At 40.8% G+C, this 26,712-nt stretch carries 33 protein-coding genes; 27 read left to right on the top strand and 6 right to left on the bottom strand.

Annotation, left to right across the window (positions count from 1 at the left end; translation table 11 throughout):
• Nucleotides 1-267: 267 nt before the first annotated feature.
• The 6 genes from AC6H44_RS10885 to flgA all read right to left on the bottom strand — a co-directional run bounded on the left by AC6H44_RS10885 (nucleotide 268) and on the right by flgA (nucleotide 5,361).
• Entirely contained in the window at nucleotides 268-1,023 is a 756-nt protein-coding gene (locus AC6H44_RS10885) for a substrate-binding periplasmic protein (RefSeq protein WP_500735452.1), read from the bottom strand.
• Nucleotides 1,024-1,258: 235 nt separating this feature from the next.
• Nucleotides 1,259-1,456, bottom strand: a complete 198-nt coding sequence (locus tag AC6H44_RS10880) for a CsbD family protein (RefSeq protein ID WP_500735451.1) — start codon at nucleotides 1,454-1,456, stop codon at nucleotides 1,259-1,261.
• 300 nt (nucleotides 1,457-1,756) lie between these two features.
• On the bottom strand, nucleotides 1,757-3,274 hold the full coding sequence (locus AC6H44_RS10875; RefSeq protein WP_500735450.1) for a DUF3360 family protein: 1,518 nt from the start codon (nucleotides 3,272-3,274) through the stop codon (nucleotides 1,757-1,759).
• Between the two features lie 522 nt (nucleotides 3,275-3,796).
• Entirely contained in the window at nucleotides 3,797-4,219 is a 423-nt protein-coding gene (gene flgN / locus AC6H44_RS10870; RefSeq protein ID WP_500735449.1) for a flagellar export chaperone FlgN, read from the bottom strand.
• A complete protein-coding gene (gene flgM, locus AC6H44_RS10865) occupies nucleotides 4,216-4,506 on the bottom strand; it encodes a flagellar biosynthesis anti-sigma factor FlgM (RefSeq protein ID WP_500735448.1) in 291 nt (96 codons plus the stop codon). The genes flgN and flgM overlap by 4 nt, the downstream gene beginning before the upstream one ends.
• 93 nt (nucleotides 4,507-4,599) lie before the next feature.
• Nucleotides 4,600-5,361 (bottom strand): flagellar basal body P-ring formation chaperone FlgA, encoded by a 762-nt coding sequence (gene flgA / locus AC6H44_RS10860; RefSeq protein WP_500735447.1) that lies wholly within the window; start codon nucleotides 5,359-5,361, stop codon nucleotides 4,600-4,602.
• Nucleotides 5,362-5,420: 59 nt separating this feature from the next.
• Here flgA and flgB point away from each other — a divergent pair, with 59 nt between their 5' ends.
• The 27 genes from flgB to fliR all read left to right on the top strand — a co-directional run bounded on the left by flgB (nucleotide 5,421) and on the right by fliR (nucleotide 26,711).
• The gene (flgB, locus tag AC6H44_RS10855) at nucleotides 5,421-5,840 is read left to right on the top strand and encodes a flagellar basal body rod protein FlgB (protein ID WP_500735446.1); all 420 of its coding nucleotides are present in this window, start codon (nucleotides 5,421-5,423) and stop codon (nucleotides 5,838-5,840) included.
• Nucleotides 5,840-6,256 carry a flagellar basal body rod protein FlgC gene (gene flgC, locus AC6H44_RS10850; RefSeq protein ID WP_500735445.1) on the top strand — a complete coding sequence of 139 codons (417 nt, stop codon included), beginning with the start codon at nucleotides 5,840-5,842 and terminating at the stop codon, nucleotides 6,254-6,256. The genes flgB and flgC overlap by 1 nt, the downstream gene beginning before the upstream one ends.
• 4 nt (nucleotides 6,257-6,260) lie before the next feature.
• Nucleotides 6,261-6,914, top strand: coding sequence for a flagellar hook assembly protein FlgD (locus AC6H44_RS10845; RefSeq protein ID WP_500735444.1), 654 nt, complete (start codon nucleotides 6,261-6,263; stop codon nucleotides 6,912-6,914).
• 18 nt (nucleotides 6,915-6,932) lie between these two features.
• Nucleotides 6,933-8,306, top strand: a complete 1,374-nt coding sequence (locus AC6H44_RS10840; protein ID WP_500735443.1) for a flagellar hook protein FlgE — start codon at nucleotides 6,933-6,935, stop codon at nucleotides 8,304-8,306.
• A gap of 11 nt (nucleotides 8,307-8,317) precedes the next feature.
• On the top strand, nucleotides 8,318-9,049 hold the full coding sequence (locus tag AC6H44_RS10835; protein ID WP_500735442.1) for a flagellar basal body rod protein FlgF: 732 nt from the start codon (nucleotides 8,318-8,320) through the stop codon (nucleotides 9,047-9,049).
• 14 nt (nucleotides 9,050-9,063) lie between these two features.
• Complete coding sequence (gene flgG, locus AC6H44_RS10830) at nucleotides 9,064-9,849, top strand: flagellar basal-body rod protein FlgG (protein ID WP_500735441.1); 786 nt, start codon at nucleotides 9,064-9,066, stop codon at nucleotides 9,847-9,849.
• A 2-nt stretch (nucleotides 9,850-9,851) separates the two neighbouring features.
• Nucleotides 9,852-10,574: a flagellar basal body L-ring protein FlgH gene (locus tag AC6H44_RS10825; protein ID WP_500735440.1), complete on the top strand. Its 723-nt coding sequence runs from the start codon at nucleotides 9,852-9,854 to the stop codon at nucleotides 10,572-10,574.
• Nucleotides 10,575-10,592: 18 nt separating this feature from the next.
• A complete protein-coding gene (locus AC6H44_RS10820) occupies nucleotides 10,593-11,702 on the top strand; it encodes a flagellar basal body P-ring protein FlgI (protein ID WP_500735439.1) in 1,110 nt (369 codons plus the stop codon).
• Between the two features lie 10 nt (nucleotides 11,703-11,712).
• Nucleotides 11,713-12,174: a rod-binding protein gene (locus AC6H44_RS10815; RefSeq protein WP_500735438.1), complete on the top strand. Its 462-nt coding sequence runs from the start codon at nucleotides 11,713-11,715 to the stop codon at nucleotides 12,172-12,174.
• A gap of 6 nt (nucleotides 12,175-12,180) precedes the next feature.
• The gene (gene flgK, locus AC6H44_RS10810) at nucleotides 12,181-13,488 is read left to right on the top strand and encodes a flagellar hook-associated protein FlgK (RefSeq protein ID WP_500735437.1); all 1,308 of its coding nucleotides are present in this window, start codon (nucleotides 12,181-12,183) and stop codon (nucleotides 13,486-13,488) included.
• Nucleotides 13,489-13,499: 11 nt separating this feature from the next.
• Nucleotides 13,500-14,396: a flagellar hook-associated protein FlgL gene (gene flgL, locus AC6H44_RS10805; RefSeq protein ID WP_500735436.1), complete on the top strand. Its 897-nt coding sequence runs from the start codon at nucleotides 13,500-13,502 to the stop codon at nucleotides 14,394-14,396.
• A gap of 26 nt (nucleotides 14,397-14,422) precedes the next feature.
• On the top strand, nucleotides 14,423-15,448 hold the full coding sequence (locus tag AC6H44_RS10800) for a flagellin (RefSeq protein ID WP_500735435.1): 1,026 nt from the start codon (nucleotides 14,423-14,425) through the stop codon (nucleotides 15,446-15,448).
• 227 nt (nucleotides 15,449-15,675) lie between these two features.
• Complete coding sequence (locus tag AC6H44_RS10795) at nucleotides 15,676-16,515, top strand: flagellin N-terminal helical domain-containing protein (RefSeq protein WP_500735434.1); 840 nt, start codon at nucleotides 15,676-15,678, stop codon at nucleotides 16,513-16,515.
• 124 nt (nucleotides 16,516-16,639) lie between these two features.
• The gene (gene fliD / locus AC6H44_RS10790; RefSeq protein WP_500735433.1) at nucleotides 16,640-17,938 is read left to right on the top strand and encodes a flagellar filament capping protein FliD; all 1,299 of its coding nucleotides are present in this window, start codon (nucleotides 16,640-16,642) and stop codon (nucleotides 17,936-17,938) included.
• Nucleotides 17,939-17,944: 6 nt separating this feature from the next.
• A complete protein-coding gene (fliS, locus tag AC6H44_RS10785; RefSeq protein ID WP_500735432.1) occupies nucleotides 17,945-18,331 on the top strand; it encodes a flagellar export chaperone FliS in 387 nt (128 codons plus the stop codon).
• Between the two features lie 243 nt (nucleotides 18,332-18,574).
• Nucleotides 18,575-18,892: a hypothetical protein gene (locus AC6H44_RS10780; protein WP_500735431.1), complete on the top strand. Its 318-nt coding sequence runs from the start codon at nucleotides 18,575-18,577 to the stop codon at nucleotides 18,890-18,892.
• Complete coding sequence (locus AC6H44_RS10775) at nucleotides 18,889-20,175, top strand: flagellar hook-length control protein FliK (RefSeq protein WP_500735430.1); 1,287 nt, start codon at nucleotides 18,889-18,891, stop codon at nucleotides 20,173-20,175. Before AC6H44_RS10780 ends, AC6H44_RS10775 begins: the two co-directional genes overlap by 4 nt.
• Before the next feature lie 25 nt (nucleotides 20,176-20,200).
• Complete coding sequence (locus AC6H44_RS10770) at nucleotides 20,201-20,632, top strand: flagellar basal body-associated FliL family protein (RefSeq protein WP_500735429.1); 432 nt, start codon at nucleotides 20,201-20,203, stop codon at nucleotides 20,630-20,632.
• 9 nt (nucleotides 20,633-20,641) lie between these two features.
• Nucleotides 20,642-21,364 carry a FliA/WhiG family RNA polymerase sigma factor gene (locus tag AC6H44_RS10765; RefSeq protein ID WP_500735428.1) on the top strand — a complete coding sequence of 241 codons (723 nt, stop codon included), beginning with the start codon at nucleotides 20,642-20,644 and terminating at the stop codon, nucleotides 21,362-21,364.
• Nucleotides 21,365-21,381: 17 nt separating this feature from the next.
• Nucleotides 21,382-22,245: a flagellar motor stator protein MotA gene (gene motA, locus AC6H44_RS10760; RefSeq protein ID WP_500735427.1), complete on the top strand. Its 864-nt coding sequence runs from the start codon at nucleotides 21,382-21,384 to the stop codon at nucleotides 22,243-22,245.
• A complete protein-coding gene (locus AC6H44_RS10755) occupies nucleotides 22,245-23,243 on the top strand; it encodes a flagellar motor protein MotB (protein WP_500735426.1) in 999 nt (332 codons plus the stop codon). The genes motA and AC6H44_RS10755 overlap by 1 nt, the downstream gene beginning before the upstream one ends.
• Complete coding sequence (locus tag AC6H44_RS10750; protein ID WP_500735425.1) at nucleotides 23,236-23,637, top strand: PilZ domain-containing protein; 402 nt, start codon at nucleotides 23,236-23,238, stop codon at nucleotides 23,635-23,637. The genes AC6H44_RS10755 and AC6H44_RS10750 overlap by 8 nt, the downstream gene beginning before the upstream one ends.
• A gap of 33 nt (nucleotides 23,638-23,670) precedes the next feature.
• Nucleotides 23,671-24,576 carry a FliM/FliN family flagellar motor switch protein gene (locus AC6H44_RS10745; RefSeq protein ID WP_500735424.1) on the top strand — a complete coding sequence of 302 codons (906 nt, stop codon included), beginning with the start codon at nucleotides 23,671-23,673 and terminating at the stop codon, nucleotides 24,574-24,576.
• Between the two features lie 3 nt (nucleotides 24,577-24,579).
• Nucleotides 24,580-24,912 (top strand): FliM/FliN family flagellar motor switch protein, encoded by a 333-nt coding sequence (locus AC6H44_RS10740; RefSeq protein WP_500735423.1) that lies wholly within the window; start codon nucleotides 24,580-24,582, stop codon nucleotides 24,910-24,912.
• Nucleotides 24,913-24,916: 4 nt separating this feature from the next.
• Nucleotides 24,917-25,669: a flagellar type III secretion system pore protein FliP gene (fliP, locus tag AC6H44_RS10735; protein WP_013464396.1), complete on the top strand. Its 753-nt coding sequence runs from the start codon at nucleotides 24,917-24,919 to the stop codon at nucleotides 25,667-25,669.
• On the top strand, nucleotides 25,666-25,935 hold the full coding sequence (locus tag AC6H44_RS10730) for a flagellar biosynthetic protein FliQ (RefSeq protein ID WP_013464397.1): 270 nt from the start codon (nucleotides 25,666-25,668) through the stop codon (nucleotides 25,933-25,935). Before fliP ends, AC6H44_RS10730 begins: the two co-directional genes overlap by 4 nt.
• Nucleotides 25,932-26,711, top strand: coding sequence for a flagellar biosynthetic protein FliR (gene fliR / locus AC6H44_RS10725; protein WP_500735422.1), 780 nt, complete (start codon nucleotides 25,932-25,934; stop codon nucleotides 26,709-26,711). The genes AC6H44_RS10730 and fliR overlap by 4 nt, the downstream gene beginning before the upstream one ends.
• Nucleotide 26,712 lies beyond the last annotated feature (1 nt).

Genomic DNA, 26,712 nt, shown 5'->3' with positions numbered 1-26,712 from the left:
GTAAACTGCAATCGAAAGTGGATACTGGCTATGAGAACAATCGGCATGCTCAGTGGCATGAGTTGGGAGTTGGCAGCCAGCTATTATAAAGCGCTAAACCACGGTGTTAAATATGCGATGGGTAGGCTGCATAGCGCCAAAGTTTCATGATGGGAGTTGGTTTTGCGGAAGTTGAAACGCTGCAGCATCAAGGTGATATATTATGCATTCGCAGTTATGCCAAGGTATTATTGATGACGATTCGCGAGCTGATTATGTGCACATTTTTTATTTCCAATCGCTTAAACCGTACTTTTCCATTATTTGAGATAGCTTACCTGATTCTCTCATTGCTTTTGTGCCTTCATCTACTATTTGTGTCAGTGCTTTACCTTTGGCATTCGGTGAACAGGCTATATAAATTGGATCAGAAGAGGGGTTTTGACCGCCAAGCTTTACCTTGTTTTCTAACTGCATATCCTTAATTTTGGCTTTGCCTACGGATACAGATTCTATGACAATAGCTATTCTATTTGCGGCTAACTTTTTAAAGTTTTTTTCTAGTGCATCGTTTCCCGGGATTGATTTGAACACATCTTTTCTTGATGCGATTAATTTATCTAAATCTTCACCATACGCATAGCCTTCAATCACGCCTACTTTTTCTGTTAACAGGGAATCTAAGCCATTAAAGCTCCAAGACGATGAATTCAGGACAAAATAGCCTGTTATGTCTTGTCCCCATTGCTCTGTTGGAAAACTAAAGTCAGGCGCATCATCAGTGTAAGCGCCTACAACGCAATCAGCGTTTCCTTCTCGGGTGGATACAATAGCGCGTTCCCAAGGCATAATTTTATAATCAACTTTATATCCGGCTTCAGAAAAAACCTCGCGGGCAAAATCAATCATAAAGCCCTCTTTTTCAGAGCCAGGTTCTCCATTCATTGGGTACCAGCTATCAGCTCGAATACTGACAGTTTTAGCCATTACGTTAAATGATAAACTTACGCCGACTAATAGCGCGGGTATAGTTATGGCTTTCATATTTACGACCTTTGAGGTTTTATTCTGATAAATTATGTAAAACAATTTAAAAGATAGTTTACTTACATAAATTTGAGTTTAGGAAATTGTCAGGATTTATCAAATTAAATTGCAGATATGGGGTTGCTCTGTAATAAGGTAGATTATGATTACGTAAAGGGTGTTATTTTTTAACCCAACAAAAAACCGCTAAAAAGCGGTTTTTATTAGTAAATAAAGCTGTAAATACACGCTATTAATGACCGTTTTCAAAGTCATTTACTTCGCGCTCGGCTTCTTCTTTTGATTTACCGTACTTTTGCTGAATTTTACCAACAAGCTCGGTACGGTTACCTTCTATTTTGTCTAAATCTCCGTCGGTTAGTTCGCCCCATTTTTGTTGCGCTTTACCTTTAAGTTCTTTCCAGTTTCCTTCGAGAATATCGCTATTCATAATTTAATCCTTATTGAGAGTGATGATTTATCCATTTTAAAAACCGTTACTAATAAAATGGTTTTTAACGTTCATCTATTAATCTGCAAAGCCTGTACCAGTAAGTGCAATTTTTAATTTTAACACTATATCAGTTAGTTAAGTTTAATGATGGGCGAGAGAGTTTTAGTTACTGGTGAATTATCTAAAAAATATGCAAAGTGACTTGTAATTATTACAAAGGCGGTTTAGGAGTTTTATTAGCCAATCATGTTATAAAAAGCGAGCTATTAAAGCTCGCTTTGCTGTTTAATAAAGAAGTTAATGTCTAAAGCTTGATATAAGCGCGGGGATACCAGGTAGCATGCCTACTAGTGCCATTACACCGGTTAATAACACAAACATAATAAGTGGGATGATCCAGCGGCTCATTCGCGAAAGCTCTGCGCTTCTCTCTTTACAGCCAATTAGCCCTAGATTATCGAGTAGCATAGTTAATGACCAACCAAATGCGGGGTTTACTAAGCTTGAAGCAAACACCACAATGGCGGCGGATTGCGTCGTTTTACCTTCACGAGTCATTTCCATGCCCGCTTCTAGTAGCGGAATAAATACCCCTACAATTAAAGCTACACACAATACGGGTTGCCAAATTGCAAGGTCCATGGGGTAACCCCAAACACCCGCAATAATACAAAATAACGCAGTTAAAATAGCGCCTGCAGGAATAGGGCGCTTGGCAATAGCGGCAGGCACAATATAGGTTCCCCAAGAAGAGGTGAAATTAGCACCGCCTAGTAACGATCCAAAGGTTTGTCGTGTTGATGCACTGAGCATAGTGTCGTCAATATTCATTTGTACTTTTTCAGTACGCTCAGGGTAACTAATTTTTTGAAATACTTGATGACCCAAAAAGTCAGGTGACCACATAGCAACCGCTAATACAGCAAAAGGTAGAACAACCACAAAGCTTTCTGCGGTTGGTAAGCCTAGCATCCAACCGGTGTTTTCACCCCACCAGTACATCGGGTTCATGTTTGGTAGGCCCGGTGCGGTATTAAACTCAAACGGTGCGCCCAGAGCAAAAGCAGTAAAACCGCCAATTAAACAGCTCAGTGGTACGGCTAACCAGCGTTTTTTGTAATGTTCAAGCAAGGCGTACAGTAAAATAGTGGCTAAAATAACAATAAAAGCGATGTGGGTCATTTGAATTTCTTCAGCCCATGCAAACAGTTTTTTAACCTGCGACATAGTGCCTATAAAACCTAAATAGAGCAGTAAGCCACCGCACACCCCTTTACTGGTAAGTCGCGCAAGCATACTGCCGCCCTTACTAAACGCTAAAATTAAACCAAAAGCGCCTATAAGTAAGCCAAAAGCCATAGGATGTCCGCCTGCAGCAACCACAATCGGAATTAGAGGAATAAGTGGGCCGTGAGTCCCTGCTAAATTAGCGGTAGGTAAAATAAAACCTGAAAACAATAAGATAAACACAGAAACAATTAGCAATTCATAACGCACGTTTTCAAGTATAAAGTCATCGCTTAGTCCCAATGGGCCTGCAAAAGTCGCAGCAATGGCGGCTACCATGACTACTTTTCCTATGGTAGCCGCCATGGCTGGAATAGTATCTTCAAACTCAAAGCGATAATCTCTAAACGGTAAATTTGGACGCCAGCGTTTTGGTTGCATAATTTGTAGTTCGTGCTCAAGGTAAGCATCGCGGCTTTCAAACTCAGAGCTGGGCTTATGACGATTTTTATAGCTATCGGGCACGGTTTGAGTTTGTGCTCCTTGTGTAGCATCTGATGAATTATCATCTAGTGGCTTGGTGGTCATGACTTCTCCTGAAACTTAGTTGCTAACTCAAAATAAAAATACAGCTTTTATAAAGCAAATGAATGTTGAATAGGCAGAGTAAAACAGCTGGCAACACATTGTAATTAGGCAAAAGGTCGTGCATGACTCAGTTTAATACTTTGTAAGTGTTTATGAAAATAACAAAGGAATGTGTTGTAATTGGTTTTTTAAATTAAAAAGGTGTTTAAATTCAGTGGGTTACTGCTTTGTTTTTCATTGAGGTACTGCTATAAAAAATAAAAAAAGGTCATAAGACCAGCCGTTTTAACAGCAATCATTCTTTAGTCTAATAAGTAAGGAGGTGATCGTTTTTTGTTTAATATAAATACAATTCGCTGAAAGTTTGCATAAGGCGTAATAAAGTTGCACAAAGCGTAATAATGTTAAGCTTTAGCAAGAACGATTGTACTTCACTTAAAGGAGGGTTTTAAAAGGTAATAGCAGGGTGCAAAGTAAAAATATAGAGGGATTAAACGAAAAAAATGCCTTTATGTAACGTATTTATAAAGGCATTTCGGGGTAAGCTTGTTTGTTTTCACCGCCAGTTAGACGCTGTAACAATCGGCGTTGACTCGAAAGTAGTTGCCCTGAGCGTTCATTCATTATTTTGCAGGTTTTAGTTTTTAGCTCAAGTTGGTGCAATAACTTTGTGGTGAGCGTGTTTATGTCTGCAGGCAGTAGCGCGGTTAATTGTGCTAAGCCTGGTTTGCCACCTTGCAAGCCTACGCTCACCAAAAAGCCATCACGCTGGTTATGCGATTCATTTAAGCTTTCTAAAAAGCCGAGCATTTTTTTATTGTGTGTTTCTAGCTGCACATTACGCTGGCTCAGCAGTTCGTACTGTGTCTCAAGTAACTCAATTAGTGCATCGAGCTTGATAATGTCTTGTTGCAGACTAACAATATATTCTTTTACTGTTTTCATTTTTTATGAAATTCAACCATCGCGTTAACGGTTTTATCAATATCAATTTTAAATTCACCACTGGCAATAGCCGCTTTCATCATGGCTATTTTATTCATATCAACATCAGGTTGCGACGCTAAATCTTGAAATGTTAAATCTATTGATTTACTCAGTGCGCTCACTGAATTTACTTGCTCTTGTTTTGCTGCTATTACCTGTTGCTCGGGTGCAATATTTTGCGAAGAGCGCTGATTTGTTTTTTGGCTTTGCTCAACCGCAGTGGTTGTTATCGCGTTTATGTTCATTGTTTATTACCTAATTCGTCGATCGAATTTATAGTGCTTAGTTTATATCAGCGACCAAGCACAATCATTACTTAACTTTTATTTTGACATTTTTTAAAACGCGGCCTCTGCCACACCTTGCGCAATTACTCTACCTTGAACTACTTTTTTTGATGATAGGTTTTTTACATTAATAATCTCACCACGTTGTCCATCTTCAAGGGCGATGGCTTTAACATTGGCAGAGAAAGTCGCGGTGTTTATTTGCAGTGAAATATGCTCATTTTTATTGATTAGATACTGCTTTTCTAGGTATCGATTGGATATCACCGTGCCTTTATCAATTTTGCGCTTTACGGTAAGTCCAAGTAGCTGATCAATATGAGTTTCGCCTGCGTGGCGATACTTGCTCAAATCAACACTTTTGTATTCTAAGTCCTGCTGATTAAGCACTTTCCCTCGGTTTAAGGTGTGTTTTGCAACCACTAACTCTGTCCACACACTTACTTTAGCACTGGCCCTAAAACGCCAAGCAGGTGATGGGCAAGAAACCGAAATGCTCACTCTGCCAGCTGGTGGCGTGTGATTTTGTGAGCGGGCTATTTGTAGATCATTACAACCTAGGTTTTCGCTGCCTTTAGGAATAAATAGCGCTATGTTTTGCCGCTGGCTTTGCGAATTAATAGAGCGCAAATAGCTATTTATTTCAGCGTGTAAAAACTGCCTAATTTCTTTATCAAAATTAATCGTTTCGGCCATTACTTGAACATGTAGTAATCCAAAAGCCAAAATTAAGCGGAAAATCCAGCGCTTCCTTCGGGGAAGGTTAGCTTCCGTATGCTGGGCTGTTTTTTGCTCTTTTTTAATGTATCTCATTGAAAAAAATCGCTTTTAAAAGTTGGCATAAAGGTTGTTATATACAAGATAGAAAGTGTATGCGAAGTGCGAAAGCATACAAGAAACAAAAATTAGAGGCAACAATGGAACTATTTGATAAAGCGTTAGGTGTTCACCCTTTTTCAATGAAATTAAGGTTAGATAGAGCAGAAATTATTGCCAGTAATTTGGCCAATGTTGATACGCCAGGGTTTAAATCTCGAGATGTAGATTACCGTCAAATCATGCAAAGTGTTTCATCCAGTTTTTCGCAAAACAGAAATGTTGACTTTGCTGGCGTACAAACAGATGAACTTAAATATCGCGTTCCCTATCAGCCATCAAGCGATGGTAATACCGTTGAGTTAAATATTGAACAAGCCAAGTTTGCTAGCAACAGTATGGACTTTCAAACTAGTCTGACCTTTTTAAATATGAAAATAAATGGCTTACATAAAGTTATTTCAGGGAAATCATAATGTCTTTTAATTCAATTTATGACGCCAGTGGCAGTGCCATGCGCGCCCAAGTTATTCGCCTCGATACCATTGCATCTAATTTAGCCAATGCCGATACTGCGGCCGGTTCAGAAGCCGAGGCTTACAAGGCACTTAAACCGGTATTTTCTGCTTTGTATAAACAAACTCAAGACAGGCAATCCATTTCTGCTTCAGTTGACGTGTTAGGGATCACTGAGTCAAACCGTGCGGTAGAGCAGCGTTATGAGCCAAACAACCCAATTGCTAATAACGACGGCTATGTATTTTACTCTAACGTAAACGCACTGGAAGAAATGGCCGATATGATGTCTGCAAGTCGCAGCTATCAAACATCTGTAGAAGTTATGGGGCGTGTGAATAGCATGCAGCAAAGTATTCTTAAGTTAGGGCAATAATATTATGCAAGTAAATTCAGCCGTTCCAAGTGCTGCAGACGCCGCAAAAAATACCACTAATATTGCTGGAAACAGTTCGGCAGATGAAATGTCGACCATGTTTTTGGAGTTATTGGTTGCACAAATTAGTAATCAAAACCCTTTACAACCTATGGATGGCACTCAGTATGTGAGCCAACTTGCGGAGTTTTCTAATGTTGAGTCATTACAAAGTATTCGCCAAAACACCGCAGATGGCTTGGATTATGTTAGCAGCTTAGCGGTGCTTGAAGCCACCAATATGGTAGGCCAAACGGTTGATGTGCAAGCAAGCAGTATTGCCCTTGAGCAAGATGGCAGTGTCTCTGGCTTAGTTAATTTAAAAGAGGCCGCAGACTCAGTTACTGTGCAACTTTATAACCAAAAAGGTGAGCTTGTAGAAGAAAAACAACTGCCTTATTCAGGGGTTGGTTCGCTGCGTTTTGAGTTTGAAAATCAAGAAGCCGGTGCGTATGCAGTCAGAGCCTATGCCACAACTGCAGAGATACCAAAGCAGCTTGATACCTGGTTAAGCGGTGAAGTTGAACGTGTGTCTGTTGGTAAAGCGTTAGAAGATATTTTATTACAAGTCGATGGTTTGGGTAATTTTGGTATCACTGAAATTAATCAAGTGGCATAAATAAGAGGAATAAAAAATATGTCTATGTTCAATATTGGACTAAGTGGTCTTAAAAGTACGCAAACAGGATTAGAAGTAACCAGTAATAATATTGCTAACTCGGCAACTGCTGGTTATAAAAATAACACTGCTGAATTTGCGGCGGTCTATAACGGTAGCCAGCGTGGTGGCGTAAAAGTTGCCAACATAAAAGAAGACTTTGTCACCGGTGGTGAAATTGTGCGTACTGGTAATGCGCTGGATATTGCCATAGATGGCCAAGGTTTTTTTGCCATATCAGAAAACGGCCGAACGGCTTACACCCAAGCAGGCCAGTTTCAGTTAGATAACGACTTAAATATTGTTAATGCTAACGGCGGCAAACTGCAAGGTTTTGGTGTGTCTGAAGTTGAAGGTGGTGACCCAACGATTGTACCAGGCATACTGACAGATTTAAAAATAGAAGGGAGTAATATTGCAGCAGAGGCAACGGATGAAATCGCTTTTAATGGTAACTTAAGTTCAGCCAGTGATTTAATTCCTTATTCTGCAACAGACCCTTTTGACCCAAAAGATGGCAGCCAATATAACTTTTCTCAATCTACTGAAGTGTTTGACTCGCTCGGTAACAGCCATGTGATGACCCAGTACTTTAACAAAACAGCCGAAAATGAATGGCAAGTCATGTACTTCGTTGATGGTGATCCATTAACGAGTGCTCAAATTGGTGCTGCGGGCGGAGTAGTGGGTAATCAAAACGTTAAAGACAAAGATGGTAATACTGCCGCAGCAGGAACGGTGACTGTTGGTTTTGACTCAAAGGGTCAAATGAGCCCTTTAGGCCCAATTAACATACCTCCTTTTGATCCAATTAACCCACCAAATGACCCAGATTTGGATAATAATACTACCGATCCATTTAACTTACGTGAAATCACACTTTCATTCGGTGCAAGTGGTGGCGGTGCGCCAATGAATGTAAAGCTTGATATGGTTAAAACCACACAGTTTGGTAGTAGTTTCGCAATGTATGAAAACGATGCCAATGGTTATACATCAGGTTCTTTCTCTGGGGTTTCTGTTGAAGATGATGGCCGTGTATTTGCAACATTTACGAATGGTGAATCTAAATTACAAGGTCAGGTTGTACTTGCCTCGTTTGCTAACGTTGATGGTTTAGAGCAAGGCAGTAATACCGTGTGGTATCAAACCGAAGACTCGGGGGATGCCTTATACGGCGAGCCAGAAAGTGGCTCACTGGGTAAATTACTGTCGGGGTCATTTATGGGCTCAAATGTTGATATTAGTGAGCAGCTGGTTGGCTTAATGTCATTTCAACAAAATTATCAAGCCAATGCTAAAACCATCAGCAGCGCTGATGAAATGATGCAAATTTTATTCAGTAACACCTAAGGAAGCTGAGCGTGGAAAAGTTAATTTATACCGCCGTCTCAGGTGCTGAACTCAATAATACCGCCTTGCGGGTTGCTGCCAATAATTTAGCAAATGTTAGCACCGTAGGTTTTAAAGCAGACTTAGAGCAAGCGCAATCAATGATGGTGCAAGGCGAGGGCTTTCGTACTCGTTATCACGCGCAACTAACGCCAGTAACCACCGATTTATCGTCAGGGCCAATTATGGACACAGGCCGTAATCTTGATATTGCACTGAGCAACGGTGGTTATTTAGAAGTAATGGATGACAACGGTGAGCCTGCTTATACCCGTGCGGGTAATTTAGTGGTTGATGCCGATGGCTTTGTTACTGTTAATGGCCGACGAGTTCAAGGTGATGGCGGCGATATTCAACTCCCCGAATTTGGTGATATTGAAATTGGCTCAAATGGCATGATCAACCTAACCCCTATTGGCGGTGGTGTGATTGCAGAAGATGCGCAAATTAAATTAGCCAGTACCGATGCAAACTTAATCAAAGGTGCTGATGGGTTACTTAGAGCTAACGATTTGCAGCCGCTCGAAGCCGACGAAACAATCACAGTAAGAACCGGTGCTTTAGAAGGCTCTAACGTGAATGCGGTGGCGGAAATGATCAACACCATGAATATCAGTCGCCAATTTGAGATGAATGTAAAAATGATGAAGTCTGCTGACGAACTAGCGACCAGCGGCAATAAGCTCATCAGTGGACGTGGATAAACAGGAAGCCAAACATGAATTCAGCATTATGGGTGAGTAAAACCGGTCTTGCAGCGCAAGATTTAAGAATGACAACAATATCTAATAATCTTGCAAACGTCAGTACCGCCGGTTTTAAAAAAGACAGAGCAGTATTTGAAGACTTATTTTATCAAGTACAAAAACAGCCAGGCGCGCAGGTAGATGAGCTTAATCAGCTGCCATCTGGTATTCAGGTGGGTACCGGTGTGCGTATTAACGGCACGCAAAAGCAATTTACCGAAGGTAGTTTTGAAACAACCAGTAACCAGTTAGATGTGGCCATTGCCGGGCAAGGTTTCTTTCAAATTGAAAGCCCTGATGGCGAGTTATTGTTTACTCGTAACGGCCAGTTTCAGCTTAACGCTGAGTCATTATTGGTAAATAGCAACGGCTTACCATTGGCGCAAAATATTGCGCTACCAGAGGGCACCACTAAAGTGAGTATTGGCACCGATGGCACCGTTACTGCGGTAGTGGGTAAAGATGCCCAAGCGGTTGAGTTAGGCCAAATGCTAACGGTTAATTTTGCAAATCCTGCAGGCTTACAAAGCTTAGGTGGCAACTTGTACCGCGAAACAGCGGCATCCGGTGAACCTGTTGAGGGGATCCCCGGTGAAGATGCTTTTGGTGGCTTACAACAATTTACTATTGAAGGCTCAAACGTGAGCGTTGTTGATGAAATGGTAAGCATGATTGCCGTACAGCGCGCTTACGAGATGAACGCTAAGGTAGTCTCTGCGGCAGATGAAATGCTGCGCTTTATAAACCAAAACGTATGATTATGATGAATAAGTTAACATTATTTTTGCTGCTTTTAGGTGTTGCTGGTTGTAGCAATACCCCATCAAAAACTCAAATGGTAGAATGCGAAGTAGTGTATGGGGAAGTGAAATGCCCACAAAACACCACTCAAAAATCAGTTCAAGACTATGAAATAAGCCAAGATGCCTATGCACAGGGTTTGAATCAGCAAGATGGTAGCTTATTTCAAGATAACTATATGTTTTCTTTATATGCAGATAAACGTGCTTACCGTGTTGGCGATATTTTAACTGTGGTGCTTAACGAGCGCACACAATCGAGTAAAAGTGCCGATTCGAGTTTAGATAAAAACACCGACTTTGATGTCTCGGTGCCAGTTGCTGGCGCACTCAATGTGGGTGAACTTAATCTAGGCATTGGCTCGAGCGCAAAGTTTGACGGAGAAAGTAGCGCCAGTCAGCAAAACTTCCTCAGTGGGGCTATTACTGTTCGGGTTAATCATGTTTTATCTAATGGGTCGCTGGTGATCAAAGGACGTAAGCAAATTAAGCTTAATCAAGGTGACGAATACATTGAAATTGAAGGGCTAGTTCGCCCCGGCGATATTGATGTAAGTAACCGAGTTTCGTCGCTTCGTATTGCAGAGGCACAAATAAGCTATACCGGCAAAGGCACATTGGCAGATGCCAATCGCCCTGGTTGGTTTACCACTTTATTTACCCGATTCTTAAATCCGTTTTAAGGGATTACTGAGGTTTTAATGAAATATATAGTATTAATGCTAGTGTGCTTTTTTAGCTTATTAGCATCGGCAACTGTCACCGCGAAAGCGCGTCCATTATTAGATATTGTGGATGTGTTAGGTGTGCGAGAAAACCAACTGGTAGGTTACGGTTTAGTAGTGGGTTTGCCAGGTTCTGGCGATAAAGCCCAAGTGAAATTTGCCGGTCAATCGCTAAGTAATATGCTTAAGCAATTTGGTGTATCTGTAGATGAAGAGCGATTGCCAAAATCTAAAAATATAGCGGCTGTTGCGGTACATGCTACGTTGCCACCAATGGGAAGCCCAGGACAAGCCATTGACGTAACAGTAAACTCATTAGGCGATGCAAAAAGCTTACATGGTGGCAGTTTAATGTTAACCCCGTTAAAAGGGGTTGATGGCAAAGTGTATGCGCTAGCACAAGGTAACTTAGTGGTTGGAGGCATTAATGCCAGTGGCAAAAGTGGCTCCTCGGTGACTGTTAACGTGCCTACCTCGGGGCTTATTCCTAATGGTGCCATTATTGAACGTAGTGTCACGGCTATGTATGAAAGTCAAAGCGATGTGATTCTTAATTTAAAAAACCCTAATTATCAAACTGCCCGCAATGTCGTGCGCGCAATAAATAAAGTATTTGGACCAGATGTGGCCACTGCTGAAAACTGGGCGCGTTTAGTGGTTAGTGCGCCAAGCGATGCCAATAGTCGCAACACCTTTATGTCGATGCTACAAGACATTACCGTAGAGCAAGGCTCTGAGCGTCCTAAAATCGTATTTAATAGTCGCACCGGTACTGTGGTAATGAATAATACTGTTCGGGTAAATCAAGCGGCTGTTAATCATGGCAATTTAACCATTACCATTAGCGAACAAGAGCAAGTGTCGCAACCTGGGCCGTTTGCAAATGGTCAAACTACCGCTACGCAATCAAGTGATATTACGGTAGACCAACAACAGAAAAATATGCTGTTATGGCCTGAAGGCACCTCATTAGATGAGATAGTAAAAGCGGTTAATGCACTTGGCGCCACGCCAGCCGAGCTAATGTCGATATTAATTGCACTTGATAACGCTGGGGCACTAGAAGCCGAGCTATTAGTTATTTAAAGGAATAATCATGAAGATAGAAGCATCCCCCCTATTATCTCAGTCATTAGCGATAGACCCAACTCAGCTAGAGAATATAGCTGGCAACAGTGAAGCCGGCATTAAGCAAGCTGCGGAGCAATTTGAAGCGATTTTTTTACAACTCGTGTTAAAAAGCATGGACAGCACCACCAAAACCATGGCGGGTGACAATGGCTTTTTTAATAGTAATGAACAAGCGCAATTTAGAGACATGCATAACGCTCAAACTGCGCAGCATTTAGCTTCTACTCATCAGTTGGGTTTGGCTGAAGCGATTATTAAGCAGTTTGATGAAAAAATTACCCCGCTTGAAAATACATTTAAGAATACTGAAACCTTGGTCGCTAGTGATCAATATAAAAGTGCTGAAAAAGTTGAGCAAACCCAAAGTTACGATATTTATGCAGGGTCGGCTTTTGCTCAGCCATTGAATGCTAATACGATTAGGTAGTTAATTATGTCTATGTTAAATAACGCGTTAAGCGGCCTCAATGCAGCAAATATTGCGCTGACTGTGTCAGGGCAAAATGTGGCGAATGCAGCTGTTGAGGGTTATTCTCGTCAGCAAGCCCAATTTAAAACTTCTAATGTATATTTAGGGGGCGTTGAGGTCGCGTCTGTTGAGCGGGTTGTTAACGCTTTTTTAAATGATGATATTTGGCGCACTAATTCCGATACCCGTTATTATGAAAACAAACAGTCGTACCTAGGCTTTATTGAGCAAATAATTGGTACCGACTCATTAAATTTAAACAATTCTATTGCCGGTTTAACAAATGCACTCAATGCCGCGGCCACTAAACCAGACTCTCAAGCATTTAGACAGCAATTTTTATCCTCTGCTGAGGGCTTTATGCAAGATATTGCGCAAATTAATGGTGCACTGGCAGGCCAAGCAACAAAGTTAAATGCGCAAATGAGTAATGTAGCGCTTAATGTGTCATCTATGACGAAGCAAATAGCCGAAATTAATAGCAGTATTGGTTTGGCAACGGCAAATAATCAATCGACCGCAGAACTTAAAGACAATCGAGAGCGCCTAGTAAACCAGTTGTCAGGGCATATTGGCGTATCTATTGTTGAGCGAGATAATGGCTTTATTGATATCAGTACCTTAAGTGGTGCTCCGTTAGTGCTGGGTAATAAAGCTGCATCAATTATGGTAAATGGCACAACGGTAACGAGTCAGTTTATTGGCCAAAAATTTACCCTTGATAAAAACGTTGGTGGTCAATTTGGTGGCTTGATCAGTGTTGATAACGACGTAATTAAACCAACCCTTGCAACCTTAAACGACCTAGTTGCCGACCTTGCTGATGATATAAACAGTGCATTACAAAGTGGCTTTGATTTAAATAACGATTCCGGTGAAGCACTATTTACATACAATCCATTGAATCCATTAGGGACGATTGAGATAAACCCTGCGATCACGCCTGATAAACTTGGCTTTAAAGACAGTAGCACCTCAGGGCCAGGGGATAACTCAAACATTGCGAATATCGTTGCTTCAATGGCAGGAAAAGGCGATAAGTTTACGTTATTAGTGGGTGAGCTTGCTATTACTAGTAAGCAAAACCTAAATAGTATCACTACCACCACTAATTTGAGTGAAAACGCCATTGCAGCGCGCGATAGTTACAGTGGGGTAAACCTTGATGAAGAGGCGGCAAGCTTAATGCATTTTCAGCAAATGTACAGTGCCAATGCAAAGGTAATTAGCACTGCAGATCAAATGTTTAAATCTTTACTGCAAATGTTTTAAAGGGCAATATTATGAGAGTTAGTAGTCATCAGTTTCATTTAAATTCAATTAAAAACATTCAAAGTAATACTGAAAACTTTAACGAAAAATCAATTCAATTGGCGACTAATAAACGTATTCTTAAACCGTCAGATGATCCGCTTGGCACTGTAATGATCATGAACTTAGGTTCTGAAATTAAATCGCTAGAGCAGTACAAAACTAATATGGATGCGGTTAACTTTTCATTAGGTCAACAAGAAGTGCAGCTTTCAGCTATTGTTAATCAAATATATTCATTGCAAAGTTTAATTACCACCGCAGCCGATGGCTCTATGGGTGAGTCAGAGATTAAAGCATTAGGCCAAGAAATGAGTGTAGCCTTTCCTGCGATTGTTGATTTGCTTAATGCAACCGACAGTGATGGGAAATATTATTTTTCGGGTAGTAAAACCAGTGAAAAACCGTTTCAAATTGATGCGTCGGGTAATTACGTTTATGTCGGCGATGATATTGTCAGAGAAGTGGCTGTATCAGACGACTCAAGTGTAAAAAACAATATTGTAGGTAATGATTTAGACCCAGGTGCCAGTTTTATAAATGCCATGCAAGACTACCTGGTTGATGTAAATAATCCGCCAGCGGGGGGAGTTGGTAATCAATCTCGCGTAATGATAGATAAATTGGCGGACTTTTTAGGCACTATTAGTAGCCAAGTAACGATTATAGGTTCTACTATGGCGTCGCTTGATTCTATTACTACCAGTAATCAAGATATCACTACATTTACGGTTAATTTACAGGATGATTTGAGTGCTGTAGATTATCCAGAAGCGTTTATTTCGATGAAAGAGTCAATGGCTGCTTATGAGTCATCGATGCAGGTTTACTCAACGGTAAGTAAACTTTCACTGTTTTCATACATTTAAAATTATAATACTGTCAGGAACTAACTATGCTGGTTAAAAGTAGCGAAAAAGCGCAAGCAATTGACTTGGTCAATACCAATAAATCGGATGCGCTCGTTACATCAACAAAAGATTCGGCTAATAATTTGTGGAAAAACAAAATTGTTGCCAGAGAGGAGCAAGTTAAAGTACTGACTGATTGGGCACAGCGCGGGGCTCTCAGTCAAGCGCTGGCAAGAGCCGAGCAGAGCGAAAGCACAATACGTAATTTGTATATGGGGCTTGAAAAGTTGGCGCAGCAATTAAATACTCACGCTGCCAATACTCAGCCGCAGCCCATGCAACAACAGCAAATTAAAGTACAAATAGCGTCATTACAAAACACAGCAAATAAAAAAGGCTCGGGGCTTGATAGTCAGTTAAAAATAACTGACTCAAATCGCGCTATTAGCAAACAGCTTAATGTTAATATAGATCTATTAAGTGCACGCCCACATGAAGAAAATATCCAGTTAGTGATGGGGCGCTCGGGCAAATCGTTAAGCTTAAAATTACCCGCTTATCAGGATGAAAAAACCAATTTAACCACCATTCAAAATGCGTTTGCACCACACCATATTAATGTTGAGCTCAATCGAGAAAACCGTCTGCTTTTCAGTGCGCAAAAAAATAACGCAGGTCCACTTTTAGAGCCTTGGGTAATGAGTGGTCAAGGTGTACGTGTTGCAGCGGGTAACCCGATTTCGTTGCAGCTTAATGATTTAGATAACCCACTGAATGAACTTGCTAAAATAGCCGATAAAAATGCCACTATTGCACAGCATCGTGAGCAAATTCAGATTGCGCAGCGTCATTTAAAGGCCAACTTAATAAAAATTCAGGCACAAAGGCAACATTTACAAAGCCAGCTAGCGCAACTTGATTCTGCTAGTACATTAGCCAATACCGATGAACTGCTTGCTTTAAGTTTAGGGGTTAAACAGCAAATGCAAAACCCAGGGGTAAATAGTGTGACTACGATTATGTCGCAAGCAAACATTACTCGTAATATGGTGCAATACTCACTCACTTAATTTTTAATGCCGCGATCTAATATTGCTGCAAGTTTTTCTGCTATTTTTCTAATCTGTTTTTAGCCAACAAAAATGCCTGTTTTACCCGCTTTAATACACAACTTAAAAAAAATATAAAAATAATTAGAAAAAAGTTTAGGTAATTAAAAATATGGTCGCTCTTAGTTATTAGAAGGTGATTTAGGTTCACTGATTACTTTAGCTATTCATTTAAAGAGGAAATAAACATGGCTTTATCAATTCAATCAAACATGGCGTCAATGTCAATCCAAAACCAACTTGGTCGTAGCAATAACGATTTATCTACAGCGCTTGAGCGTTTAGGTTCTGGTTTTAAAATCAACTCTGCTAAAGATGACGCAGCGGGTCTACAAATCGCATCACGCTTGAACGCACAAGTACGTGGTCAAGATGCTGGTTTATACAACGGTAATAACGCAATGTCTATGATGCAAACAGCTGAAGGCGCGTTTGACGAAATGACTAACATTGCTTACCGTATGAAAGAGCTTGCTACCCAAGGTGCCAGTGATACCAACGGTGCAAAAGAGTGGACTGCACAAAGTGCAGAATACACAGCACTTGCTGCTGAGCTTACTAACATCATGGACAACACATCGTTTGGTGATGGCACTAAACTTTTAGAAGCTGCCGGTAAATTTGGCGCAGGTGCAGTTAACTTTCAAGTAGGTTCAAGTGCAGCTGAAACCCTTAACGTTGATATTTCTGGTGAGCTAACAGCTGTAACAGCTGCTATTGGTAATGCAGCTGCATTTACTGACGTTGCAACAGCACAAGCGCAAATTGCATTTGTTGATACTTTAGTTGGCGAAATTGGTACTGCACGTTCAACGCTTGGTGCATCAATGAATCGTTTAGACCACACTATGACCAACGTATCTAATATGAAGCAAAACACTCAAGCAGCCGTAGGTACATTAATGGATGCTGATTTTGCTGCTGAAACGTCAAACATGACTAAGCAACAGTTGCTAATGAACTCAGGTATCTCGGTACTGAGCACAGCGAACAGCACAACACAAATGATTGGTTCACTACTTCGTTAATAGTGATTAATCAATTAAGTATGCATAGCTACATCTTAGGGTGTAGCTATTGTTGTTTATAGTCATAAGTAAAAATATTTACCCTAGATTTTTTTGCTTATAACTAAAATGCTTGGAGATTAAAATGAGCTCTGCAATAGGAATCAATCCTGGGCAATTAGCCTCACAATATACACAAATTGAGCGTAGCGCTAAAGATCAGCAATTAAGTAATAAAAGTAGTTTATTTAGTAATCAAATTAAGGCGTTTGATGGCCTAAAAAGTAATTTATCAAGTTTTTTTGATGACTTACAAGCTAGCTTAAAAGACACCAGTAGTTTGTTTGCTAATACGGCTACGGTGAGCAATCCATCAGCATTAGCAGTGACAGCAAATGGCACCGCAGCCAGCGGTGAGTACGATGTATTTGTTGAGCAATTAGCTCAAGCACACCAAGTGGCATTGAGTTTTGACCCAGCAAAAGCATTAACTACCGATGGTGAGTTAAGCATTGATTTAGCAGGCAGTGCGTTTAGTGTTGATTTTGCAAGCCTTGGCGCCGATGCATCACTAACTGATGTTGCTAATGCTATCAACTCGCATGTTGATAATAGCGGTGTTAAAGCCTCTATTGTGCGCTCTGGTACAGAAACTTTTTTAACCTTAACCAGTGCTGAGTCGGGTGCTACTAATCAGGTGGGTGTGAGTTTTACTCCAGGTGCGGATGCTAATGGCAGCGATATCGCCAATGCTATAACTAACAAACAAGATTTAACCTTAGCGCAAGATGCGATTGTTAAGCTGGGCGCTAACTCAGCACTTACAATCAGCTCAAGCAGCAATAAACTTGATAGTGTGATTGATGGGGTAACGATTGATTTAACGCAGGCGCAGTCAATAGGCGAACAGCCAATTCATATATCAATTAACCAAAATCAAGAAAGCTCTAAAGAAAACATTCAAAGTTTTGTAGATAAATTTAATTCGCTCACCAATGGCATTACCAGCAACCAGTATTTAAAAAGAGATAGTATGGCCGCAGGCCTTGCTCGCTCACTACGAAATGATTTCCAGGGGACGTTTGAAGGAAAAACACTTTACTCTGTGGGGATTGAATTTGACCGCAGTGGTAACTTAAAAATCGATAGTAAAAGGCTTGAAGAAGCCATGGCGACTAATCCTGAACAGTTAACCAGCATGCTCACAGGTGAAAACGGGTTGTTATCTAAGCTGGAAACCCGCGTAGAGCCTTTTACTAAAAGTTATGGCTTAATGACTGATAAAAAGCAGTCACTGCAAGCCAGTTTAAATATAGTAAACAGACAACAAAAAGATCATGAAGTGTCGATGGAGCAAGTGTACCAACGTTACTTGTCGCAGTTTACACAAATGCAACAGACTATTGCGCAGTTAGAATCTACAATGGGTCAATTTGGAGGCTAAACATAGATGTTAGATTTAAATGATGGCTTTTCAGCCTATAAAAGTACCTCGGTAGATGCAAAAGCAGCCAGTGCCGATATTCATAAACTGGTATTAATGTTATTTGATGGTTTTTTAGATGAGCTTGAAAGAGTAACCGGCCATATAAAACAAAAAAGACATGATAAAAAAGCCGAAAGTATTGAAAAGTTGATGCGCATTTTAGGCGGGCTTGAGGCCTCATTAGATCTTGAAAAAGGCGGTGAGGTAGCGCAAAACATGCAAAACCTTTATCAGCATTGTGGACAAGCATTATTGCAAGCGAGTATAAAAAACGACTTGAGCTATATTGACTCCACTCGTGTGGTGATGACCAACCTGCAAGAAGGGTGGCAAGGGTTAGGCACACAATAAACAAATCTAAACCAGCTACCTGTAGCTGGTTTTTTTCTCTTTAACACGGCTTTTTTTATATCTCACCGACTGTTTAAATAATCACCTTATTCATTATTAATAACATATCACTTCCTTCCGATATGGAAGTTCCGCTTCCGCTTTTTTGGGAGTTTTTTTATTTTCTTTTAAAAAACAAGGGTTTAAATTTGGCTTGTTTTTTGCTAACTAAAATGTGAACTTATAATGAATTCAGTATTGCTAATGGAACACTCTCAGAAATACGCAGCGCAAAAAATGGAACAATTACTTAGCACCATGGAAGATGCTATCCATGAAAGTAATTGGTATCAAGTTAAAGCAGCCGACAAGCAGTTGCTTTCGCTTTATGCGCAGCTACAAAGTATGTCGTGGTTTAGTTCAATGAAAACTGAACAAGATAATTTAAAAACACGCTACGTTGAATTGATAGAATTAGTGAGTCAAAAACAGGCGGCTATTAAACTACAAATGCAGCGCCATCAAGAGGATAAAGAAGGCTTACTGGCATATGAAAAAGTACAACAAGGACTGTCATTATGAGTATTCAAGCGAATTCTATGACTACAAAGGCTGATTTTGGCAGTGCCGCTAATAAGCCAACAATACTAAAAAGCGCAGTATCAGCAGATACAGCGGAACAAGAGGTTGCGCTTGAGCCGTTTACGCTTTTTTCAGAGCAGCAATCAAAGCAACAAGAACTAAGTGTTGATGAAACACAAGCGAGTTCAGCTCAGTTACAGCAAAGTGAAGATACCAGTGTAGAGACGGATGAAGTAATCAATCCGTATTTTTTTAGCACCGCAAATTATAACCTTGATAGCAATAAAATAACCGCGCCGGTCAAAACCTTACTCAATCCAAATAGTAACCTTGGTGTAGATAGCGAAACCGTGGTTGTGGGTACACCAACAGCACAGCTTGTTACTAATGAACAACAGATCATACCTTTAGACACTCAGCTCGAAGACCGCTTTGTAACTCAAGAGCCAAGTAAAACTGCGCCTGTGCAAAACATTGCAATGAATATAGCCGCCACGGCTGCGCCTACTGCGACCATAAATGTAACGCCAGCGAATGCGGTAGTTAATAAAGAATTAAATACACTCGAATTAGCCAAAGCACCACAAACATTGTATTCGCAAGCGCTTTTGAATCGATTAAATCAACCTTCGGTAGTGTTGAACACTTATGGACAGGCGCAATCAAGTAGCCTAACCAGTGAGCAAGTAGCCATACAACCGAGTGTGTCGCTGAGCAAACTTGAGCTTGCGGCGTTGTCACACAGTGCGCAATCGAAAATGGTCTTTACAGAAAGTCGCGAGAGCACGGGTCAAAAATCAACATTAGTGAATGCATTTTCAGCGTCCGCACCCGCGCCAGAGAGCTTTGAGTGGCATAAAGAAAAATTAAAAGAGGCGCCCAGTGAATGGGGGCAGCGCTTATTACATGTACTTGGCGACAAGGTAAAACTGCAAATAGGCCAGCAACTACAACGCGCGCAAATTAGATTAGATCCTCCTAATTTAGGCAGTATTGAAATATCGATAAATATTGAAGGTGATAAAACCTCAGTCAGTTTAACGACGAGTAATGCGCAGGTCAGAGATGCTATAGCACAAACTTTAGATCAGTTGCGTCAGTCATTATCACAAAACTCATCCACCACAGTAGATGTTAATTTAAGTGATAAACAGCAGCAATCGCAACAGCAGTTTGAAAATAACGAGATTGCAACTAATCAAACCGAGTCGCCCTTCCATAGTGATGCTGCAAGCACCCACTCAGTAAAGTCGCCATTAGATTGGTTAGATTTATTAGTATAACTACCTTGGATTAAGAGAGATAAAAGTGAAAAAAATAATAATAGCCCTAACCATATTAGCACTTATTGCGGCTGCATTTTTTGCGGGACATTTTTTTAACAACAGCGATTCATCCCAAGAGAGTAAACAGGCTGATATCAGTAAAGTTGAATACCATGAAATGGAGCGTTTTATTATAAGCGTATCGGAGGATTCAATTGCTCGTTATTTAGTGCTCGATTTAGTACTCGTTACTTCGCCATCAGTTTACAACACTGGCACAGAGGCTATGGAGCCGCTCGTGAGAAATGTACTGGTAAAACAGTTTGCCAACATGAGCCATAGCGAAGCAAAAGCTGTTTTTAAAGATATCGATGCGGTTCAAAAAGAGTTACTCGCGCAATTTAATTTGGTTTTAGCGAATGCTGTTTCAGTTCGTCTAGATAATGTACTCATTACAAACGTCTTTATTCAATAGGTTATCGCTATGATGCTGCATGAGGAGTGGGGCGAGCTGGTAACTGAGCCGCCAGTGACATTCACACCGCAAAAAGAGACGCAACTATTATCGCAGTACTCTTTTTTAGTTAATCGAGCGGCAGCGCACATGCGCACTCAAGTAGGCGTTATTGTTGATAACGACGATATTTATCAAATAGGTATTATTGCCTTGTTGTCGTCTATTCGTCGCTATGGTCGCGACTTAGATGAAAAGTTTGCTGCATTTGCGTTTAAGCGTATTCGTGGTGCCATGCTAGATGAGTTTCGGCGTGTTGATTGGCGTCCGCGCCAGTTAAGGCAGCAGTCTCACCAGCTTCGTGATATGAGCCGCTCACTGCAAAAGCAACTTGGTCGTGACGCCACTGATACCGAAATGTGTAAGGCATTAGGCATAAGCCATAAAGAGCTTATTCAACTGCACTACAGTGAGCAAGCCGAGGCATTTGACAGCCTTGAAGCGCTATTAGAAGCAAACCCTAATTTAGCGCTTAGCAGTGCCCATACACACGATAAAGAAGAGACAGCAGCCACATTAAAAGTGGCCATGAGCAAATTAAATACCCGAGAAAAGCTGCTCTTACAATTGTATTACATGCATGAAATGAATATGAAAGAAATAGCATTAACGCTCGATTTAACAGAAGCACGTGTTTGCCAACTTCATAAACAAGCACTTGAAGCGCTCACACAAACGCTTCAACAAATCTAATACCTAAGGAATAAAGAATGCAAAGAGTTATAGGGTTAATAGTCGTACTTGCAACAGTATTAGGTGGCTTTGCGTTTGCGGGAGGCAACATTGCCACTATGTGGCAGCCATACGAATTTTTAATTATTTTTGGTGCAGGCTTAGGCGCATTAATTGTCGGTAATTCAAAATATGTACTGACAGAAATGCTATCGCAGTTAAAGTATCAATTTATTAGCGGTAAGGGAACCGATACTGCTGAGCTGTATCATGACTTGCTATTGGTTATCTACTCTTTATTAGATTTGGCCAGAGTTAAAGGCATAAAAGCGCTTGATGAGCATGTTGAAAATCCAGAAACCAGCTCTATTTTTCTTGCCTACCCAAAAGTGTACGAATTCCCTCAGTTAGTCACCTTCATTTGCGACAACTTACGTTTGTTTAGTATGGGAAAAATCAACTCACATGATTTTGACGCCATGTTAGAGCAAGAGATTTACACCATTGAAGAGCAGCGCCTTAAACCTTCCCATTCATTAGCAAACATTGCTGAAGCCATGCCTGGTTTTGGTATTTTAGCCGCTGTAGGCGGCATTATTATCACTATGCAACACCTAGATGGGCCTTTAAGTGAAATTGGCTACCATGTTGCAGCTGCGCTGGTCGGTACCTTTATTGGTATTTTTGCTTGCTATTGTTTAATTGCACCGCTTGCCTCAGCGATGGAACAGTATGTAAAAAAACAAGTGGCGATGTTTGAGTGTGTGCGTGCCATGTTAGTTGCTCATGCCAAGGGCCATGTGCCAATTGTGGCTACCGACTCAGGTAGAAAATTAATTAATGAAGAAATTAAACCGACCTTTACCACCATGGAAGAGTGGATCACTAATAAGGCGGCTTAATGATGGAAAACAAAAACCAAGAAATCATCATAAAACGCTCACGTCGACGAGCAACTGAAAAACCGCATGGTGGCGCATGGAAAGTCGCTTTTGCTGACTTTACCTTGGCGATGATGGCGTTTTTTATGGTGATGTGGATCATGGCGATCACTAATGAGTCTGAGCGCGAAGAAATAGCACATTATATGCGTACTCACTCAATTTTTGATGGTGGCCCCGCTATTTTTGATCCTCAAAATAGCCCATTCCCCGTTGATTTAGGGGGTTCTCCTTCGGTAATTAAGCACTTGCAGTCAGGGATTACACCGCCTGATTCGCCAAGGCCAGGAATAAGTGAAGTTTTACAAGTGCCCGATGGCACCGTTGAGCCCAAAGCAGGGCAAGGGGAGAAGTTAAATTCAGCGATTGATAGTCAATTTAAAGCCTCATCTGAGCTGAGCTTACTACTGGAAAGTATTGATGAACTCAGTAAAGAAGAGTTACTAAAAAATAACTTACTAGTTGAAGAAGTGCATTTAGGGCTCAGAGTGATTATTAGAGACGACAAGCACCACCAAATGTTTGAACGCTCAAAGTCGCAAATGACCCCGTTTTTTGAAGACCTATTTTTATACCTTGGCGGCTTAGTAAAAGACATCAATAACAAAATCATTATTTCTGGACACAGCGATGCCAGCCTGTTTATTGATGGTAGCTCTCGTAACTGGGATATTTCTGGTGATAGGGCGCAACAAGCCAGAAAAGTGATGACCATGGGCGGGATGCCATCAAGCCAAGTGTTGCAGGTTAATGCCTTTTCATCTAATCGACCACTTAATAAAGAAAACCAAAAAGCCAGTGAAAACAGACGGGTTGAACTACTTATTTTAACCAAAGATGCAGAGGGGAAATTTAATCAGTTATTTGATGATAGCAATATTAATAACCCAATAAAAAAATCTGCCAGTGCGGCAACTGCCAATAAACCTGTGCTACGCCTTGAAGAGAATTATGAGTAACCAATCAGACACAAAACGAAGTTACAAAAGGTGGAATTTAAACCTCAAAGATAATTACGAGCCAGAGTCAGTTCAGCTTGGCGGGGTAGGCGTACAGCTATTACGCCGGTGTTTCATTGATATTCCACTATGTCATGGCGTTGCAAAAGATATTAGCGTAGGTGGTGTGGGGTTGTTAGTACCTGCTGAAAAAACTATTCCTGACAAGTTTATCGTGGTTTTTGATAAAACCAATCGATTGACTGGCAAGGTAACGTACCGCCGCGAGGTAAGTGACAAGCTAGTGTTTTTAGGGGTTGAGTGGATCAGTAAAAATGAACGCTTACGCAACGATATTGTTAACCATTTACAGTTACAAGCCCAATTGAAAAAAGCAAAAAAAACCAATGCATAGGCAACATAGAAATGAATCAGGAAATACAATGATATGAGTAAAACGTTAAGCGCTAAAGCAAAGTTAATTAAAGCGAAAGATTCTGATCATATTACTCCATTTGCACTCACGCTAGAGCAAAGAGCGTACCAACAAGCGCAGCAAAAAGCAGCGCAAATAAACGTCAATATTCGAAAAGCATTGGAGTTAGCACTTGCGCAATTATTTAACGACAGCCGCTTTGATGTAGAGATTTCGCCTTGCTCACATTCAATAATTACGAGTTGGTTTAAAGAATCGCCAAGAATATTCCTAGCCTGTCCTGTATTTGCACCCTCTGAAAGCGAAGCTTTCTTAGCGCTTGATTATCAAAGTGCCCACAAAGCGGCCGATTTATGCTTAGGTGGGCAATTTAATAATACAGATAGCTCAAGCTCAGAGCACTTATCTGCAGTTAATGAATTAAGTGCAACAGAAAACCGAATTTGTGGTCGTTTATTACAACGCCAAGTGCAAGGCATTCAAAGTCTACTATTTAAAGAGCGCTCTGCTTTATTGGGTGAAATACAGAAGTCTCAAACCCTGCCTGATCCACTAAGGTATTTAGCCTTTAAAGTGCGATTTATATTAGAAAACCAAGTGATAAGTTGGTTTTTATGGCTGCCAATTCACTTTTTTTGCGCAACCGATAGCGAGCAAGACCCAGTAAATAGCAACACACTCAATACCGATATGTGGGCAAAGTTTGCAGTGCAAGGTCAAATTGAAATGGCGAAGAAAAAAGTCACCTTAAAACAATTAAAAGCGTGTATGGCTGGGGGCATATTACCAATTGAGCTTAATGAAGCGGCGTTATTTAACCTGGGGCATAAGCAAATATTTAAAGGCCAAGTGGTTGAGCAAGAAACTGGCCTAGCATTTCAAATCACACAATTATCAAACAATACAACGAGTAATTAAATTATGAACGAAAACCTTGATAGCGCCCTAGCGGGCTTAGAGCTGGATGCTTTTGATGGATTTGAAGATAAATCAGAGAATAAAAGTAACGAAGGCAATATGTCATTTTTTCAAGACGTTCCTTTGTTAGTGACTCTTGAAGTTGCAAGTACCGAAATTACCTTAGGCGAGCTTAGCCAAGCCAAAGAAGGCGACGTGCTTAAACTAGATAAAGTAGCCGGCGAAGCGCTTGATGTAAAAGTGAATGGGGTGTTTTTTGCTAAAGCAGAAGTGGTGATGGTTGAAGGGCAGTATGGTTTGAAATTTGCTCAAACAGATACCGCAAAGGATCAGTAAACAAATGAATAAACGCGTAATTTTTAAAGTTAGCCTACTGTTGATCATGTTATTTATACCAAGCTGGCTAAATGCAGAAGAACTTACGCTGTTTTCGCTAAAAGATACGGCTGATGGACAAGACTATAGCGTTAAATTGCAAATACTTTTGCTAATGACGGTATTGAGTTTATTGCCTGCGTTACTCATGGTTTTAACATCTTTTACGAGGATCATCATTGTATTAGCAATTTTGCGCCAAGCCATGGGGTTACAACAAAGCCCACCGAATAAAATTTTGATTGGTATCTCACTAATGCTCACCATGCTGATTATGCGACCGGTTTGGCAAGATATTTATCAAAACGCCTATACGCCTTTTCAACAGCAAACCATAGGATTAGAAGACGCTTTACTCACCGCTGAAAAGCCTTTGCGTGCTTTTATGCTCAGACAAACCCGTGAAAGTGAATTACGCCAAGTGCTGCTAATTGCCAATGAGCCAACCACACTGACCGCCGAAGAAATTCCGTTTGAGGTGTTAATGCCTGCGTTTGTACTAAGTGAGCTTACTACCGCCTTTCAAATTGGCTTTATGTTGTTTATTCCTTTTTTAATTATTGACTTAGTGGTTAGTAGTGTATTGATGTCTATGGGTATGATGATGTTATCGCCGCTGATCATTAGTTTACCGTTTAAGCTCATGGTGTTTGTACTAGCCGATGGCTGGTCAATGATAGCGGGTACACTGGCGGCTACATTTGGAATGTCGCCATGACCCCAGAAATGTCGGTAGAACTTATTTCAAGCGCAGTTTACACCATTATAAAACTCATTTTGGTGCTTATTGTACCGGGACTACTGCTGGGTATTGTGGTGGCTATTATTCAAGGTGCTACCTCTATTCAAGAACAAACCCTGACATTTTTACCGCGTATGTTATTAACTTTACTAATGGTGGTATTTGCAGGCCATTGGATGCTACAAATTTTGATTGATTGGTTTGATAAGCTCAAATTTATGCTACCAGGAGTATTTGGTTGAGCTCATTAATCTCTTTAACGTCTACTGATTTAGTTAGCTGGATGGGCACGCTTTGGTGGCCATTTGTGCGTTTTTCTGCCCTTTTATGGTCTATGCCGGTATTTGATAATCCGGCGGTAACGCCGCGCTCTCGTATTTTAGTGTCTATGATGTTGGCTTTTTTAGTCGCCCCGCAGTTACCGCTAGCGCCTGCTATTGACTTATTTTCTTTGGATGCAGTCATTTTAACGTTCGAACAAATCATTTTTGGAGTGATGATGGGGCTATCACTGCGCATCTTGTTTGAAGTGATGGCGATGATAGGGCTGATATTATCAATGCAAATGGGCTTGTCGATGGCGCTTGTTATGGATCCCGGCAGTGGTAACCAAGTGGCTTTATTAGGACAGTTGTTTTGGATTATGTGTGCGCTATTGTTTTTTGCTGCGGATGGTCACTTAATAACCCTTCAAGTCATGGTGGAGAGTTTTCATAGTTTCCCAATTGGGCGCAGTATTTATGAGTTTGATATTCAAGCGATTATTATGTTGTTTGCTTGGATGTTTTCATCAGCTTTACTGCTGTCGCTACCAGGGATAGTCGCCATGTTATTGGTTAATTTAACTTTTGGTGTGGCAAGTAGAGCGGCGCCGTCATTGAATATTTTTGTGTTGGGTTTCCCTATGTCGTTGTTAATGGGCTTTTTCTGCGTGTTTATGACCTTAGAATACACCGGAAGTGCGTTTTCAAGGCTAACGTATCATGTGCTAACAACCTTTGCACAGGCGATGAGGTAGC

Source organism: Pseudoalteromonas sp. TAP-3C (assembly GCF_059888565.1).
Note: the sequence above shows the minus strand (reverse complement) of the source record. Positions and strands in the feature narration are given on the sequence as shown.

Coding starts and splice junctions, on each gene's coding strand:
- AC6H44_RS10885 (WP_500735452.1), bottom strand. CDS start 1,023: ATGAAAGCCATAACTATACCCGCGCTATTAGTCGGCGTAAGTTTATCA.
- AC6H44_RS10880 (WP_500735451.1), bottom strand. CDS start 1,456: ATGAATAGCGATATTCTCGAAGGAAACTGGAAAGAACTTAAAGGTAAA.
- AC6H44_RS10875 (WP_500735450.1), bottom strand. CDS start 3,274: ATGACCACCAAGCCACTAGATGATAATTCATCAGATGCTACACAAGGA.
- flgN (WP_500735449.1), bottom strand. CDS start 4,219: ATGAAAACAGTAAAAGAATATATTGTTAGTCTGCAACAAGACATTATC.
- flgM (WP_500735448.1), bottom strand. CDS start 4,506: ATGAACATAAACGCGATAACAACCACTGCGGTTGAGCAAAGCCAAAAA.
- flgA (WP_500735447.1), bottom strand. CDS start 5,361: ATGAGATACATTAAAAAAGAGCAAAAAACAGCCCAGCATACGGAAGCT.
- flgB (WP_500735446.1), top strand. CDS start 5,421: ATGCGAAGTGCGAAAGCATACAAGAAACAAAAATTAGAGGCAACAATG.
- flgC (WP_500735445.1), top strand. CDS start 5,840: ATGTCTTTTAATTCAATTTATGACGCCAGTGGCAGTGCCATGCGCGCC.
- AC6H44_RS10845 (WP_500735444.1), top strand. CDS start 6,261: ATGCAAGTAAATTCAGCCGTTCCAAGTGCTGCAGACGCCGCAAAAAAT.
- AC6H44_RS10840 (WP_500735443.1), top strand. CDS start 6,933: ATGTCTATGTTCAATATTGGACTAAGTGGTCTTAAAAGTACGCAAACA.
- flgG (WP_500735441.1), top strand. CDS start 9,064: ATGAATTCAGCATTATGGGTGAGTAAAACCGGTCTTGCAGCGCAAGAT.
- AC6H44_RS10825 (WP_500735440.1), top strand. CDS start 9,852: ATGATGAATAAGTTAACATTATTTTTGCTGCTTTTAGGTGTTGCTGGT.
- AC6H44_RS10820 (WP_500735439.1), top strand. CDS start 10,593: ATGAAATATATAGTATTAATGCTAGTGTGCTTTTTTAGCTTATTAGCA.
- AC6H44_RS10815 (WP_500735438.1), top strand. CDS start 11,713: ATGAAGATAGAAGCATCCCCCCTATTATCTCAGTCATTAGCGATAGAC.
- flgK (WP_500735437.1), top strand. CDS start 12,181: ATGTCTATGTTAAATAACGCGTTAAGCGGCCTCAATGCAGCAAATATT.
- flgL (WP_500735436.1), top strand. CDS start 13,500: ATGAGAGTTAGTAGTCATCAGTTTCATTTAAATTCAATTAAAAACATT.
- AC6H44_RS10800 (WP_500735435.1), top strand. CDS start 14,423: ATGCTGGTTAAAAGTAGCGAAAAAGCGCAAGCAATTGACTTGGTCAAT.
- AC6H44_RS10795 (WP_500735434.1), top strand. CDS start 15,676: ATGGCTTTATCAATTCAATCAAACATGGCGTCAATGTCAATCCAAAAC.
- fliD (WP_500735433.1), top strand. CDS start 16,640: ATGAGCTCTGCAATAGGAATCAATCCTGGGCAATTAGCCTCACAATAT.
- fliS (WP_500735432.1), top strand. CDS start 17,945: ATGTTAGATTTAAATGATGGCTTTTCAGCCTATAAAAGTACCTCGGTA.
- AC6H44_RS10780 (WP_500735431.1), top strand. CDS start 18,575: ATGGAACACTCTCAGAAATACGCAGCGCAAAAAATGGAACAATTACTT.
- AC6H44_RS10775 (WP_500735430.1), top strand. CDS start 18,889: ATGAGTATTCAAGCGAATTCTATGACTACAAAGGCTGATTTTGGCAGT.
- AC6H44_RS10765 (WP_500735428.1), top strand. CDS start 20,642: ATGATGCTGCATGAGGAGTGGGGCGAGCTGGTAACTGAGCCGCCAGTG.
- motA (WP_500735427.1), top strand. CDS start 21,382: ATGCAAAGAGTTATAGGGTTAATAGTCGTACTTGCAACAGTATTAGGT.
- AC6H44_RS10755 (WP_500735426.1), top strand. CDS start 22,245: ATGATGGAAAACAAAAACCAAGAAATCATCATAAAACGCTCACGTCGA.
- AC6H44_RS10750 (WP_500735425.1), top strand. CDS start 23,236: ATGAGTAACCAATCAGACACAAAACGAAGTTACAAAAGGTGGAATTTA.
- AC6H44_RS10745 (WP_500735424.1), top strand. CDS start 23,671: ATGAGTAAAACGTTAAGCGCTAAAGCAAAGTTAATTAAAGCGAAAGAT.
- AC6H44_RS10740 (WP_500735423.1), top strand. CDS start 24,580: ATGAACGAAAACCTTGATAGCGCCCTAGCGGGCTTAGAGCTGGATGCT.
- fliP (WP_013464396.1), top strand. CDS start 24,917: ATGAATAAACGCGTAATTTTTAAAGTTAGCCTACTGTTGATCATGTTA.
- AC6H44_RS10730 (WP_013464397.1), top strand. CDS start 25,666: ATGACCCCAGAAATGTCGGTAGAACTTATTTCAAGCGCAGTTTACACC.